General features: G+C 62.5%; 1 protein-coding gene. It reads left to right on the forward strand.

Annotated features, from left to right (window positions below):
- Nucleotides 1–501: condensation domain-containing protein (locus QMA15_RS32735; RefSeq protein WP_290289396.1), on the forward strand; the 501-nt coding region annotated here is incomplete at both ends.

Raw genomic sequence — 501 nt, forward strand, 5'->3', positions numbered from 1 at the left:
TGCTGTGTCGGATGTTGTTGCGCGGCATGAGATTTTGCGGACGGTGTATCCGGAGGTCGACGGTGTCGGGTTCCAGGAGGTGTTGTCGGCGGATCGGGTGCGGTTGGATGTGTCGCCGGTGGCGGTGTCGGAGTCCGATGTCGTTGGTGCGGTGACGGAGTTCTTGTCGGCTGGTTTCGATGTTGCGGTGGAGGTTCCGGTTCGGGCGCGGTTGTTCGCGGTGTCGGAGTCGGAGTTCGTGTTGGCGTTGGTGGTTCATCACATCAGTGGTGATGGTGTGTCGATGGGGCCGTTGACGCGTGATGTGATGGTGGCGTACGAGGCTCGTTCTCGGGGTGAGGTGCCGGGGTGGGCGCCGCTCGAGGTGCAGTATGCGGATTACGCGTTGTGGCAGCGTGAGGTGTTGGGGTCCGAGGATGATCCGTCGTCGTTGATTTCGCGTCAGGTCGGGTTCTGGGAGTCGGCGTTGGCGGGGTTGCCGGATCAGTTGGATTTGCCGGC

The organism is Rhodococcus sp. APC 3903 (assembly GCF_030407755.1).
In the GTDB taxonomy this organism is placed as follows: Bacteria; Actinomycetota; Actinomycetes; order Mycobacteriales; family Mycobacteriaceae; genus Rhodococcus_F; species Rhodococcus_F erythropolis.